Annotated in this window: 11 protein-coding genes; 5 read left to right on the forward strand and 6 right to left on the reverse strand. The window is 59.7% G+C overall.

Annotated elements, in window-relative coordinates; genetic code table 11:
- Nucleotides 1-6: 6 nt before the first annotated feature.
- Nucleotides 7-570, reverse strand: a complete 564-nt coding sequence (gene ilvN, locus R1W01_RS04150) for an acetolactate synthase small subunit (RefSeq protein WP_243612446.1) — start codon at nucleotides 568-570, stop codon at nucleotides 7-9.
- 12 nt (nucleotides 571-582) lie between these two features.
- Nucleotides 583-2,337 carry an acetolactate synthase 3 large subunit gene (locus R1W01_RS04155; RefSeq protein ID WP_297756167.1) on the reverse strand — a complete coding sequence of 585 codons (1,755 nt, stop codon included), beginning with the start codon at nucleotides 2,335-2,337 and terminating at the stop codon, nucleotides 583-585.
- Between the two features lie 505 nt (nucleotides 2,338-2,842).
- On the opposite strand from R1W01_RS04155, the gene R1W01_RS04160 reads away from it, so the two are divergent.
- Nucleotides 2,843-3,886 (forward strand): cytochrome-c peroxidase, encoded by a 1,044-nt coding sequence (locus R1W01_RS04160; protein ID WP_411028139.1) that lies wholly within the window; start codon nucleotides 2,843-2,845, stop codon nucleotides 3,884-3,886.
- A gap of 74 nt (nucleotides 3,887-3,960) precedes the next feature.
- Here R1W01_RS04160 and R1W01_RS04165 read toward each other — a convergent pair whose 3' ends face one another.
- Together R1W01_RS04165 and R1W01_RS04170 are read right to left on the reverse strand one after the other, a co-directional pair.
- The gene (locus R1W01_RS04165) at nucleotides 3,961-4,620 is read right to left on the reverse strand and encodes a response regulator transcription factor (RefSeq protein ID WP_243612448.1); all 660 of its coding nucleotides are present in this window, start codon (nucleotides 4,618-4,620) and stop codon (nucleotides 3,961-3,963) included.
- Nucleotides 4,617-6,041, reverse strand: a complete 1,425-nt coding sequence (locus R1W01_RS04170; protein WP_243612449.1) for a cache domain-containing protein — start codon at nucleotides 6,039-6,041, stop codon at nucleotides 4,617-4,619. Before R1W01_RS04170 ends, R1W01_RS04165 begins: the two co-directional genes overlap by 4 nt.
- A 252-nt stretch (nucleotides 6,042-6,293) precedes the next feature.
- Here R1W01_RS04170 and R1W01_RS04175 point away from each other — a divergent pair, with 252 nt between their 5' ends.
- From R1W01_RS04175 to R1W01_RS04190, 4 genes are all read left to right on the forward strand, one after another.
- Nucleotides 6,294-7,376, forward strand: coding sequence for a TRAP transporter substrate-binding protein (locus tag R1W01_RS04175; protein ID WP_243612450.1), 1,083 nt, complete (start codon nucleotides 6,294-6,296; stop codon nucleotides 7,374-7,376).
- Nucleotides 7,377-7,478: 102 nt separating this feature from the next.
- On the forward strand, nucleotides 7,479-8,393 hold the full coding sequence (locus tag R1W01_RS04180; protein WP_297756161.1) for a TRAP transporter small permease subunit: 915 nt from the start codon (nucleotides 7,479-7,481) through the stop codon (nucleotides 8,391-8,393).
- A gap of 16 nt (nucleotides 8,394-8,409) precedes the next feature.
- Entirely contained in the window at nucleotides 8,410-10,764 is a 2,355-nt protein-coding gene (locus R1W01_RS04185; protein ID WP_297756159.1) for a TRAP transporter large permease subunit, read from the forward strand.
- A 147-nt stretch (nucleotides 10,765-10,911) separates the two neighbouring features.
- Nucleotides 10,912-12,072: a winged helix-turn-helix domain-containing protein gene (locus tag R1W01_RS04190; protein ID WP_297756157.1), complete on the forward strand. Its 1,161-nt coding sequence runs from the start codon at nucleotides 10,912-10,914 to the stop codon at nucleotides 12,070-12,072.
- A gap of 122 nt (nucleotides 12,073-12,194) precedes the next feature.
- Here the strand turns inward: R1W01_RS04190 and R1W01_RS04195 are convergent, their stop codons facing one another.
- Nucleotides 12,195-13,016 carry an arginyltransferase gene (locus R1W01_RS04195; protein WP_297756155.1) on the reverse strand — a complete coding sequence of 274 codons (822 nt, stop codon included), beginning with the start codon at nucleotides 13,014-13,016 and terminating at the stop codon, nucleotides 12,195-12,197.
- Between the two features lie 62 nt (nucleotides 13,017-13,078).
- Nucleotides 13,079-13,528 carry an RDD family protein gene (locus R1W01_RS04200; protein WP_297756153.1) on the reverse strand — a complete coding sequence of 150 codons (450 nt, stop codon included), beginning with the start codon at nucleotides 13,526-13,528 and terminating at the stop codon, nucleotides 13,079-13,081.
- Nucleotides 13,529-13,560 lie beyond the last annotated feature (32 nt).

Below are 13,560 nucleotides of genomic sequence, written 5' to 3' on the forward strand. Positions count from 1 at the left end.
GCGGCGTCAGACCGCGCCGCGCGACAGCGCCGCAACGCCGGTGCGTGCCACTTCGACAAGGCCGAGCGGGCGCATCAGATCGGCAAAGGCGTCGATCTTCTCGGGCGCGCCGGTGATCTCGAAGACAAAGCTACCGAGGGTCGAGTCAACCACGTTGGCGCGGAAGATCTCGGCGAGGCGCAGGGCTTCGATGCGTTTGTCACCATCGCCCGTGACCTTGAACAGGCCAAGCTCGCGTTCGACGGCGGGGCCTTCGACGGTCAGGTCATGCACTTCGTGCACGGGCACGATGCGGCCAAGCTGGGCTTTGATCTGTTCGATGACCTGCGGCGTGCCTTTGGTCACGATGGTGATGCGCGACTGGTGGCCAAGGTGATCGACCTCGGCCACGGTCAGGCTTTCGATGTTGTAGCCCCGGCCCGAGAACAGGCCGATGACGCGGGCAAGGACGCCCGGCTCGTTGTCGACATTCACCGCGAGCGTATGGGTTTCCTGCACGTCGGAGAAATTCGGGCGCAGGTTATAGGCCGAGTGCTTGGTCGAGCCTTTCTTGATCTTTAGAGCAGCCATAGTCGTCTCTCCTTACACAAGCACGGCGCCGCCGGCTTCGATGGCACCTTCGGTCGAGGCTTCGCCCAGAAGCATTTCGTTATGCGGTTTGCCCGACGGGATCATCGGGAAGCAGTTTTCGTGCTTCTCGACCAGGCAGTCGAAAATCACCGGGCCGTCATAGGCGAGCATTTCCTTGATCGCCTCGTCGAGATCGTCGGGGTTGTCGCAGCGGATGCCCTTGCAGCCAAAGGCGTCGGCGAGCTTGACGAAATCGGGCAGGGCTTCGGACCAGCTATGGGAATAGCGTTCGCCGTGCAGCAGTTCCTGCCACTGGCGCACCATGCCGAGACGCTCGTTGTTGAGGATGAACTGTTTGACCGGCAGCCGGAATTGCACTGCGGTGCCCATCTCTTGCATGTTCATCAGCCACGACGCTTCGCCCGCGACGTTGATCACGAGGCTGTCGCGATGAGCCATTTGCACACCAATGGAGGCGGGGACGCCATAGCCCATGGTGCCGAGGCCCCCGGACGTCATCCAGCGGTTCGGATCCTCGAAGCCGAGGTATTGCGCGGCCCACATCTGGTGCTGACCGACCTCGGTCGTGATGTAGCGGTCCATGTCCTTGGTCAGCGCTTCAAGGCGGCTCAGCGCATATTGCGGCTTGATGGTTTTGCCTTCCTGCGTGAACTTCAGGCAATCGACGGCGCGCCAGTCGTTGATCTGCTCGTGCCATTTGGCAATCGCGCCTTTGTTGGTCTTGCGGCCGCGCGCCTTCCAGATCTTGAGAATGTCCTCGAGCACGTGGCCCACATCACCGACGATCGGGATATCGGTCTTGATCACCTTGTTGATCGAGGAAGGGTCGATATCGATATGGGCTTTCTTCGAGCCGGGGCTGAAGGCCGAGACGAGACCGGTAATGCGGTCGTCGAAGCGGGCGCCGATATTGATCATCAGATCGCAATCATGCATCGCCATGTTGGCCTCGTAGAGACCGTGCATCCCGAGCATCCCGAGCCAGTTCTTGCCCGAGGCCGGGTAGGCACCGAGGCCCATCAGCGTCGAGGTGATCGGGATATTCGTGGCATCGACCAGTTCGCGCAGCAGTTGGCTCGCGCCCGGACCGGAGTTGATGACACCACCACCGGTGTAGAAGATCGGGCGTTCCGCTTTTTCCAGCGCCTCGACCAGTTCGGTGATCGCCTCGATGTCGCCCTTGAGCTGTGGCTGATAGCGGTTGGTGTCGATGGACTGCGGGGGGGTGTATTCCGCCGATGCGAATTGCACGTCCTTGGGAATGTCGATCAGCACAGGGCCGGGGCGGCCAGAGCGTGCCACGTGAAAGGCCTGGTGGATGGTATCCGACAGGGTCTCGGTCTCTTTCGAGAGCCAGTTGTGTTTGGTGCAGGGGCGGGTGATGCCAACGGTGTCGGCCTCTTGGAACGCGTCCGAGCCGATCATGAAGGTCGGCACCTGACCCGACAAAACAACGATCGGGATCGAGTCCATCAGCGCATCAGTCAGGCCGGTCACAGCGTTGGTTGCGCCGGGGCCAGAGGTCACCAGCGCCACGCCGACCTTACCGGTCGCGCGGGCATAGCCTTCGGCCGCGTGCACGGCGCCTTGTTCGTGGCGCACGAGGATGTGGCGAATATCGTTCTGCTGAAAGATCTCGTCATAAATCGGTAGGACTGCCCCGCCGGGATATCCGAATACCGTGTCCACACCCTGATCCTTGAGGGCCTGAACCACCATTCTCGCTCCGGTCATCTGACGTGTCATCTGTCTCTCCGTTTACAACGTCACTTCAATAGTCTCTTACACACAAAAAAGCCCCCGAGGTTGTCGGGGGCGCATGGGGTACCGTTATGGTGTCCGTTACCGGCCCATGCGCCATTTTCCTACGACGACGATAAGTACGCCCATTTGCTCAGTCTCCTTCGCGTGTGGGCGGGACATTATGGCCGTGGTCTAGGGGCGTCAACCGCGAAAACCCCACCTTTGCATGGAAAATGCGAAAAAAGTGTCGCAGGGAGGGGTGATTTCTTTCTGAAAGTTGCGCGAAGTGGCGGGGTGGCGCACAGTATCGTCCGCGTTTCTGGCGCGATCCGCGTGAAATGCGGGATTCATGAGCGAAAATGTCGAGATTTCACAAGTGATTTACAGATTAAGTATATGGAAAATAAAGTATTTTTCCGCTTTTTAGAATTGATCTAAATCAAAGTTGCGTTCTGCAAAGGTGGCATGATCCGTTCAAACGCGTGAGACTCGATCTAGGAGCTAGAAAATGAAACGTCTCTTGACTGCATCGGCCGCCATCGCCTGCGTCATGGGTGCGCAAGCCAATGCAAGCGACCTTCGCGAAGACGCACTGGAGTATTTCAAGCCGCTACCTTCGACAGTTCCGGCTGTGAAGGACAACGCGATCACGCCCGAGAAAATCGACCTCGGCAAGGCGTTGTTCTTTGATCCGCGTATGTCGGCGTCGGGCGTGTTCTCGTGCAACTCGTGCCACAACCTCGCCACCGGCGGGGACGATAATATGCCGACCTCGATTGGCCATGGCTGGCAGAAGGGGCCGCGCAACTCGCCCACCGTGCTCAACGCCGTGTTCAATATCGCGCAGTTCTGGGACGGGCGCGCGGAAGACCTCAAGGCTCAGGCCAAAGGCCCGGTGCAGGCCGGTGTCGAAATGGCCAACACGCCGGAAAACGTGGTCGCGACCCTGAACTCGATGCCGCAGTATCAGGACTGGTTCAAAGCCTCCTTCCCGGAAGAAGCGGATCCGGTATCCTTTGACAACTTTGCCAAGGCCATCGAGGCGTATGAGGCGACCCTGACCACACCTGCGCCGTTCGATGCCTATCTCAATGGCAACGAAGATGCGCTTAGCGCCGAAGAGAAAGAGGGGCTTGCGCTCTTTATGGATAAGGGCTGTGCGTCTTGCCACAATGATGTGAACCTTGGCGGCAACGGCTACTATCCGTTCGGTCTTATCGAGAAGCCGGGGGCAGACATCCTGCCGGAAGGCGACAAGGGGCGCTTTGCTGTGACCGAAACCGCGGATGACGAGTATGTGTTCCGCGCCGCACCGCTCCGCAATATCGACCAGACTGCGCCTTACTTCCACTCCGGGCTTGTCTGGGATCTGAAAGTGGCGGTTGAGATCATGGCGGAAAGCCAGTTGGGCGAAGAGCTCAGCAGCGATGAAGCCGATAAGATCGTTGCCTTCCTAGGCTCGCTGACTGGCGAAATGCCGATGGTCGAGTATCCGGTGCTGCCGGCTGAGACCGCAGGCACGCCGCGCCCGAGCGGGATCGTCGTTGAGTAAACGCTCAGACGATACGTGAGACACCGGAAACGCCGCGCAGCACGCGCGGCGTTTTCATGTGACGGGCCGGGGCTTTAGAGGCTGACGCCTGTGCCTTGCAGAACGCCATGCTCCATCGCGTAGCGCGTCAGGCCAGCGGTCGAGGAAATCCCCAGCTTGCGTTTGATGTTCTTGCGGTGGGTTTCGACCGTGCGCACGGAGATGTCGAGCGCGATGGCGACCTCCTTGTTGGATTTGCCTTGGGCCAGTTGCAGCAGGACGGTCTGTTCGCGGCTTGTCAGTGCCTCTCGTTCGCTGCCCTCGGTGGGGGCAATGGAGCCTTGTGCGCCGGTGCAGAGATAGCGTTCGCCGCGCATCACGGTTTCGATCGCGGTACGGATTTCCTCGGTCGGCACGTCCTTCAGCACATACCCCATCGCCCCGTGCGAAAGCGCGGTGGAGATATATTCCGGACTGTCGTGCATCGACAGGATCAGGATGCGCGTGTCGGGGTTGGCCTCGAGCAGCATTTCCGTCGCGGTCAGGCCGCCGATTTCCGGCATGTTGAGGTCCATCAAGACGATGTCGGGATGCATATCTCCCAGCGTATCCACCGCCTCACGCCCGTTGGTGAGCGTCGCGATGACCTCGATGTCATCGTAGCTTTCGAGGATCGATTGGATGCCCTCGGCGACCATGGGATGATCATCGACGATGGCAATGCGGATTGTGGCAGGGCCCGCGGGCTCGGTCATGCACTGGCCTTTCTTTTGTCTGGGGAGGCCTCTTCCGGCGGCAGGATATGGCTGAGCGGAACTTCGGCGACAATAACCGTCCCGGAGCGGGAGGAAAAGATGCGCAATGTGCCGTCAAGCTGTTCCACGCGCTCTTGCATGTTGCGCAGGCCAAGGCCGGTCTGTGGGTGGCGCGGGCTGTCTTGTGGAATGCCGGTGCCGTTGTCTGTGATGCGCAGGGTGGCGCCGCCGATATGGCCGCGCAGATCGACATCGACCTCGGTCGCCCCGGAGTGGCGCTCGACATTGGTCAGGGCTTCTTGGGCGATGCGGTAGAGGGCGTTCTTGGCGTCGTTGTCGAGGCGGTTCCGGAACACCACGGTGTTGAAGGTGGTCTCGATGCCGGTGCGCCGTGCGAATTCATCGGTCAGCGTCTTGAGGGCAGGGCCAAGCCCAAGGTCATCGAGCACGCCGGGGCGCAGGTCGCGGGAGATGCGGCGCACTTCCTGAATGGCGCTCGAGAGGTGACTGATGCCGCGGTCGAGCGTTTCGCCGGCCTGATCATCGCCCTTGGCGAAGCGGCGCTTGGCGCTGTCGAGGGCATAACGGACGCCGACGAGAAGCTGACTGATGCCATCGTGAAGCTCGCGTGCGACGCGGCCGCGTTCTTCTTCCTGAGCGTCAAAGACCCGTTGTGTCAGAGCCTTGAGCTTGACGTCGGCAAGGCGGCGTTCGCGGATGTTAATAACGAGGCCAGACATGAACACCATGAGCAGCGCGCCGACGGCGATGGCGAGGATGTATTGTGAGGTGCGGCGCACGCGGGTCTGCACCTCGGCGCGCGAGGCGGCGACCGTTTCGAGCACGTCGTCGATGAAGATGCCGGTGCCGATCGCCCATCGCCAATCCTGTAGCCCGACCACGTAGGTCACCATCCGCGCGGTTTCGCTGGTCGAGGGTTTGGGCCAGTCATAGGTGTGATAGCCGCCGCCCTGACGTGCGATGCGGATGAGTTCGTCGGTGATCTTGGTGCCGTTGATGTCTTCGAGCCCCGTCCAGTTCTTGCCGATGAGGTAGGTCTGGCGCGGGCTGACGAGATTGGTGCCTTCGTAGTCGAAGACAAAGAAATAGCCGTCTTGCCCGTAGAGCATGGAGGCTAGGATCTGGGTGACGGCGACCTTGGCCTGTTCATCGTCTGGCGCGGCACGACCGTAGATATTGATGAAGGCGGTGCGCGCGATGGACATATAATTCTTCAGTTCCGCCTTCTTGGCTTCGATCAGGCGCTGTTCGAGAGTGCGGATTTCACGTTCGGCCAGTTGCCGTGATTGCGTCGCGACCAAAACGGTGATCGCGGCCACCGCGAGAATCAGCGGCACAGTCGCGAGCAGGAACAGTTTTTGCCCATAAGACGGGCGTGGAGGCGTGAAAAGGCGGCGCATGAATGATTCGTTACGATGTTGCGGAGCCGAATCATAGAGGAGATTTTGCAATCAAAAGCTGTCGGCGAGGGAGGAAATGTGGGGGCTGCTGAGAAATTGGTCAGTTTTTCTACCGGGAAGATGGGTATCTACGCAGAACTAGGTATTCCAACACGCGGGTTGCATGGCTAGGCTGGCAGAACTTGCAACGATCCGTCCGCAGGCCGTTCGCGGCGTGCCGGGCTGTAACAATATTCTGGGAGGAATCACTCAATGGATCGTCGTTCTTTTCTTAAGACTTCGGCTATGGGCGGCGCAGCTGCTGCAGCCACCACTCTGGCGGCACCGGCCTATGCACAAGGCAAGCGCACGCTGACCATGGTCACCACCTGGGGCCGCGGCCTCGCAGGTGTGTTCGATGCCGCGCAGCGCACCGCTGACAGCATCACCGCCATGTCCGACGGTCAGCTGACCGTTGAAGTTAAAGCGGCTGGCGAACTCGTCGGCGCGTTCGAAGTGTTCGACGCCGTGACCGCAGGTCAGGCCGACATGTACCACGGCGCAGACTACTACTTTGTGGGTCAGCACCCGGGCTATGCCTTCTTCACCGCAGTTCCGTTCGGCATGACCGCACAAGAACTGGCCAACTGGTACTACCATGGCGACGGTATGGCGCTGCATGACGAGCTGGGCGAAATCTTTGGCCTGAAATCGTTCCTCGGCGGCAACACCGGCGCACAGGCTGGTGGTTGGTACGCCAAAGAAATCAACGGTCCGGAAGACTTTAACGGTCTCAAGTTCCGTATGCCGGGTCTCGGCGGTAAAGCCCTCGGCAAGCTTGGCGCATCGGTTCAGAACCTTCCGGGCGCAGAAGTGTACCAGGCCCTCGCATCCGGCGCCATCGATGGCACCGAGTGGATCGGCCCCTGGGCAGACGAAAAAGCCGGTTTCCAGGAAATCACCAAGTTCTACTACACCGCTGGTTTCCACGAGCCGGGCGCAGGTCTTTCGGTTGCCACCAACCGCGAAGTCTTCAACAGCCTTTCGCCGGCACACCAGAAGATCGTTGAGATCGCTGCTTCGGAAACCCACCAGTGGAACCTCGCACAGTTCCTCAACAACAACGGTGCCGCGCTTCAGCGTCTCCAGTCGGCTGGCGTCAAGACGCTCGAATTCCCCGACTCGGTTTGGGATGCATTCGGCAAGGCGTCGATGGAAGTCCACGAAGAGAACATGGGCGACGAGCTCTACAAGAAGATCTACGACAGCTTTGCAGCGTCGATGAAGTCTTCCTCGGGTTGGATTCAGAAGTCCGAAAGCGCCTACCGCGCACAGCGCGACCGCGTTCTGGGCTAAGCCAAACCGCGAAAATAGAAGAGGCCCCCCGAGATTTCGGGGGGCCTTTTCAGAAAGTCGCGACAGCGCGCCTCATGTAAATCATAAGGGGATGGGGGGATCATGCTGGACGCAATCGTCTGGTTCTTCACCAATATTGCACAAGCCTTCGTGAATTTCGGATACGCACTCACGCATCCGGGACAATGGCTTTCGTGGATGGGGGGTCTTGAGACCGTTGAGGACAAGCAGGCGCTCATGCGCTTTGTCTACTACGGCGGCTCGACCGAGTTTTTCTTTGTTGTCTTTACGATCTTCCTGATCGTGACAGCGGTTGGCTTTTGGCGCCGGTCCTTCATGTGGGGCTGTGTGCGCGTGCTTGAGGGCATGGCCAACACCATCGGACGTTTCTTTGCTTGGGCCGGGCTTATCATGGTTCTGCAGCAGATCGTCATCGTCTTCATGCAACGGATCTTTACCGTCGCCGAAATCTCGCTCATCTGGAACGTAGATTTCCTGACCCACGATGTCAGTTGGTGGGCGGAAGAGCTCAAGCTTTATAACGCGATGATCGTGACCATGTGCGCGACCTACACGTTTGTGCAGGGCGGACATGTGCGGGTCGATCTGGTCTATTCGGCCGTGTCCTACCGCACCAAGAAGGTCATCGACATGTTCGGCTCGCTCATCTTCATGATGCCTGCGGCGGTTCTGACGTGGATGTACGGCTGGTTCTTCATGTGGCGCCACCTCGTGACGCCCAAGGTCTCGGCCTCGGATAAGGTCGAGCTTTTGATGAAGAAGGCGCGCATTCTCAAGTGGAACGTGGAAACGATCGGTTTCTCGCCCAACGGGTTCAACGCCTATTTCCTCTTCAAGGTTCTTCTCGTGGCCTTTGCGGGCCTCGTCTTCCTGCATGCAATTGCCTTCTTCTACCGCTCGTATCTCGAATGGAAGGAAGGCATGGACAGCGAAGGCAAATACCTCGACCGCGATACGCTCGGCGAGGGTGAAGAAGCCTATGAAGGCACGCACTAAGTAAGGGGCAGAACACATGCTTTTCGGACTTGATGGGGTCGAAATCGGCCTGATTATCGTCTTTCTCTGCCTCTTCGGGGGCATTCTCTCGGGTTTTCCGGTGGCCTTTGCCATCGGCGGCGCCGGGGTCATTTCTTTCGGTATCATTGCCGCGCTCGATAGCGCAGGCATCCTGATCCATCAGGCCATTGATACCGGTTCGGCCATGTATTCCGACCTGATCGCGCAAGGCGTGCGGCCGGATACGGTTTCGATCTTCCGATACCCGGATTTGCCACGCATCGGCGAGCCGGTCTTCCCGGGTGGCTGGGAACAGGCGATGGATCGGAACCTGTCGTTTATCGTCAACCGGATGAACGAACGTGTTCTCGCAGGCGCGTCGATCGAGACGCTTCTGGCGGTTCTGATGTTTGTCCTGATGGGGATCACGCTTGAACGCTCGAAGATCGCCAACGAACTTCTGACGACGATGGCGCGAGTCTTCGGGCCGCTGCCGGGCGGTCTTGCCGTTTCGGTGGTCGTGGTGGGCGCGTTCCTTGCGGCCTCGACGGGGATCGTCGGCGCGACCGTGGTGACCATGGGGCTTTTGTCCCTGCCGACCATGCTCAAGAACGGCTACTCGCCGAAACTTGCCACCGGGGTCATCGCGGCCTCGGGGACGCTTGGGCAGATCATTCCGCCGTCGATTGTGATCGTGCTTCTTGGCACGCTGGCGGGTGACCTTTATTCCGCAGCACAGGAACAGCGCGCACAGGTTGCCGGGTGTTCCGACGCTCTGACCTATCTCGGGGAACCGGCGGTTGTCTCGGTCGGCACGCTTTTCCAGGCGGCGCTTTTGCCGGGGATCATGCTTGCCGTGCTTTATGCGCTCTATGCCTTCGGTTATGCGCTATTGAACCCCAAGAACGCTCCGGCGGTTGAACTTGGCGCCTCCAACAGCGAGCCGATTGGCCGCAATCACGGTCTTGTCTGGTTCCTTGGTGTACCGGCGCTTCTCGTGGTGGGGATGATCGGGTTGAGCAATGTCAATCTGATCGGCAGCCAGAACGTTATCGTCGACAGCTACTCGGACGCGGGTCAGACCGCGAGCCTGCGCACCAAGGTTGATGACCAGTGTAAAGCGGCGATGATCGAACTGCATGGTCAGGCGGCTTGGGATCAGGCCGTCGCCGAGCAGGCAGAGATCGACGCGGCGGGCGGCGTGCAGGAATCGCACCAGCTTTCCGATGAAGAAATCGCCACGGCGTATCAAGCGAAGCTCGACAATGCCGCACCGATTGGTTCGGGTATTGCGACCGGCTTCCTGCTTCTGGCCTTCGTGCTCACCACTGCGCGTGGTGTGGGGCCGTCGCAAGACACCCGTCCGCTTATGATCGGGGCCGGGGGCATTCTGCTGGCGCTGATCGTGGATGCGCTCATCATCACGCCGGAGACGACACCGGGGATGACGCTTGTCTTCCTTGCGGTGCCAATCCTGCTCACGCTTTATGGATGTCGCTATGCGGCGGGGCTGTTGGGACAGAACGAGCTTCTGCGCGTGGTCTTCCCGCCACTCGTCCTGATCGTGGCGGTGCTTGGCTCGATCCTTGGCGGGATCACCAACCCGACCCCGGCCGCGGCCCTTGGGGCAGGCGGGGCGATCATGCTCGCGGCCTATCGCAAGCTGCAGGAAGAGGACAAATCGGGCCGGATCATCATCTGGTCGACCTTCGCGATCGTCATCATGATCCTCGTGGGCGTCAACTTTGACCTGCGCGTCAATCAAGAGACGGTGGCCGTCGAGAACTGGATCGCCTTTGCGGTGGCCAAGATCACCTATCTCTTCGCGATGTTCGGCATGATCTATGGCTGCTGGGTTCTGTTCCGGGGCAAGGTTCTTTCGCCCATCGTGCGGGAGACGGCAAAGGTTACGTCGATGGTCTTTACCATCCTGATCGGGTCGCAGCTTCTGAACCTTGTGGTGATCTCCTTTGGTGGCGAGCACTATATCCAAGGGTTCCTGAAGTCCTTTGACAACCCGGCGACGGCGTTCCTCATCGTGATGCTGGTTCTGTTCGTGCTTGGCTTTGTGCTCGACTTCCTCGAGATCATCTACATCGTGATCCCGATTGTCGGGCCGGTGATCTATGGTTCCTATTTCGATCCGAAATGGGTCACGATCATGATCGCCGTGAACCTTCAGACCTCGTTCCTGACACCGCCCTTTGGCTTTGCGCTGTTCTACTTGCGCGGTGTGGCACCGAAAGAGGTCACGACGGGGCATATCTACAAGGGGATTGTTCCCTTCGTCCTGATCCAGGTCGTCGGGCTTGCGATCCTGTGGTATTTCCCCTCGATCGTGACGATCCTGCCGGCGCTGATCCCGAACTAACGGGGCGCTTCATAGCAAGACAAGAAACGGGGGCCATGCGGCCCCCGTTTTGCGTTTCGGTTGTTGGGCGTGTCGCGAGGCGCTTTAACGGGTTTCCCTTCTCTTTGGGATGTGAAACAAATAGGGAACATGAGGGGGTGTTGAGGTTTGGCCCGACTAAGAATCGACAATCGGACAGCGCGCGCTTTGTGGTTGACGTCGCATGGGCTTGCGCAGGTGCCCACGGGTCCGTTGGACGCAATGGGCCTGATTGAGCAGCTTGGATTTGTGCAGCTCGACACGATCCAGGTCATTTCTCGCGCGCATCATCATATCTTGTGGAGCCGCAACCAGAACTACCGTGAACCGATGCTCGACAGGTTGCTGCGCGACCGGCGGCAGGTCTTTGAGCATTTCACCCATGATGCCTCGGTGTTGCCGATGACGTTCCTGCCCATGTGGCAGCGCCAATTCCGTCGCAAGAAGGAAGAGGTGGGGCGGTCGAATTGGTTCGGCAAGCATCTGGATGCGGATCTGATTGCGGAAGTGACCCGGCGGATTACCGAGGAAGGGCCGCTTTCAACGCATGACTTCGAGACCAAGGTCGCGGGCGAGAAGGCCATGTGGCAACGCCCACCGCATAAGATGGTGCTCGACTACCTCTGGTATGCAGGCGATTTGGCGACCTCGCATCGAGAAGGGTTTACCAAGTATTACGATCTGGCCGAGCGGGTCTTTCCGCAGGACGTGCCCATCTACAGCGATGAAGAGCAGATCGACCAATTGTGCGGCGCTGCGCTTGAGCGGATTGGGTTTGGCACGCCCGGAGAGGTGCAGCGTTTTTGGGAGGCGTGTTCGGCGGCAGAGGTCAAAGCCTGGGCCACGCGCGCTGCGGATGCGCTTGTCGAGGTCGAGGTTCAGGGGGCTGATGGGGCATGGAACAAGGCGCTGGCCTGCGCGGATATAGAGGCGCGCATCGAGGCGCTCCAGGTGCCAACGTCGCGGTTGCGCATTCTCAACCCGTTTGATCCGGCGATCCGGGACCGGGCACGTCTCGCGCGGCTCTTTGGGTTTGAATATACCGTAGAGATGTTCGTGCCCGCCGCGAAGCGCAAATGGGGCTATTACGTCTATCCGCTTCTTGAGGGGAACCGTTTCGTAGGGCGTATCGAGGCCAAGGGGGATCGTGCCAAGGGCACGCTGACCCTGACCAACTTCTGGACCGAGTCAGAGCGGCTGCACACGCCGAAACGCGCAGCCAAGCTTGAGGCCGAGTTGGGCCGGCTGGCCAAGCTGGCGGGGCTGAATGAGGTGGTTTGGGCTGTGTGACGCCTGATGCTAAAGCGTTTCGAGAAAAACCTGAGGCACAGCTTTTCGCGAAACGCTCGCAACATATGAACGTTGCGCGCGTTTCGCCTTATCTTCGTGCCTCAAGTATAATGCGGAACGCTTTAGCTGCCGGGGTTGCGCGTGTCGGGCAGGGAGATATTGGCGACCTGTTCGGCGATCGGATCGGTCGAGAGCGGGTGGCGTGCGGTGTCGAAGCGCTCGGGGTCTCCGATGGCCTGCCATTGGCCACCGAAATAGACCTCAAGCCCGGCAAAGCGCGCTTTGTAGCCCATCTTCGGACTGCCGGGCACCCAGTAGCCGAGATAGACATACGGCAGGCCCGCTTCGCGCGCGATCTCGATATGGTCGAGGATCAGGTAGGTGCCAAGGCTCTGACGCGGCAGGTTCGGCTCAAAGAAGGAATAGACCATGCTCAGCCCGTCGCTGAGCACATCCGTCAGAGCGACGCCGATCAGGTGGTCATCGTCTTTGTCGGTGTATTCGATGACGCGGCTGCGGATCGGGGTTTCTTCGATCATTGCAGCAAATTCAAACACGTCCATATCGGCCATGCCGCCATCGGCGTGCCGGGTGTCGAGATAGCGGCGGAACAGAGAGAACTGTTCTTCCGTGGCCCAAGGCGATGTCGCTTGGCGCGCAAGATGCGCGTTGCGTTTGATTGTGCGCTTCTGGCTTTTGGTGGGGCTGAATTTCGACACGTCGATGCGGGCCGAGAGACAGGCGGCGCAATCGCTGCAAGAGGGGCGGTAGAGGACGTTTTGCGAGCGACGGAAGCCCTGATGCGAGAGAGAGTCGTTCAGCGTCTCGGCATGATCGCCTTGCAGCGCAGTAAAGAGCTTACGCTCCATACGCCCCTCGAGATAGGGGCAGGGCTGGGGCGCAGTCACGTAGAACTGGGGCGCGAGGGGAAGTGTATGGCGCATGGGGCTCCGTTGATCGGCGTCTTATGCGACGATAGCAAGCGTTCCCGCCCGCGCCAACCCTTTCAGAAACGCGCCCGGCGGTTGATCGCCACGCTGCCCATCACATGATCGCTCAGGCCTTGGGCGCGGGCGGTGGTGAGCATGAGGACGACGGAGATGAGTTGCAGCGGGAAGACGGCGCAGGAGACATAGAAACCGACCGTGTGCAGGAAGGCCGAGCCGAGGTCGAAACGCTGTCCGGCGCGGTCGCGCATCTCCAATGAGACAAGGCGCATACCCCATGTGGCAGACCCCGTGGCGAGGGTCACGACGCGGTAGACGAAACCGGCGCTAGAGACCAGAAAAGCAAAGAAAAAGATGCCGATAAAGGCAGTGAACGGCAGGGCCGCGATGGCAATAAGGATCGAGATCACGGTGTCGATGACGAAAGCGACGAGGCGTTTCGTCGGGACATCGGCATAGAACTCGGGCTGAATGTCAGGGTCGGGGAGGGTAAAGTCGCGGTCGCTCATATCTGGGTCCCGTATCACATCTGTATCGCGTC

This window comes from Shimia sp. FJ5 (assembly GCF_032918335.1).
Taxonomy (GTDB): domain Bacteria; phylum Pseudomonadota; class Alphaproteobacteria; order Rhodobacterales; family Rhodobacteraceae; genus Shimia; species Shimia aestuarii_A.